This is a genomic window from Nocardia higoensis NBRC 100133, from assembly GCF_000308595.1.
GTDB classification, from domain to species: Bacteria; Actinomycetota; Actinomycetes; order Mycobacteriales; family Mycobacteriaceae; genus Nocardia; species Nocardia higoensis.
The window spans coordinates 1-266 of the sequence record NZ_BAGA01000014.1 but is presented as its reverse complement, the minus strand read 5'-3'; the positions used below and the strand labels follow the sequence as shown (position 1 = coordinate 266).

Below are 266 nucleotides of genomic sequence, written 5' to 3'. Positions count from 1 at the left end.
TGTGGTTTGCAGATCGGTCATGAGAGAGCGCCTAACGTTGCGCGGAGGTCGGAACCGACGGTGACGGGAACAGGTGGGAAGACGACCGGCAGCGCTTCCAAGGACCGATGGAACGGGCCCGGCCGCCAGCGGAGCCGGTCGGCGGGGACTGCCAGTTCGATGTCGGGCAGCACGTCGAGGAGCTGATCGATCGCGTCACCGGCGATCAGCTCGGCCATGGCGCGTGCGGGGCAGCGATGCGGACCTGCGCCGAGTCCCAGATGGGA

The 266-nt window shown here is 68.0% G+C and carries 1 pseudogene; it reads right to left on the bottom strand.

Features of this window, described 5'->3' with window-relative positions:
• Positions 1 to 17: 17 nt before the first annotated feature.
• Positions 18 to 266, bottom strand: a pseudogene (locus ON26_RS02285) (cytochrome P450); the annotation flags it as partial.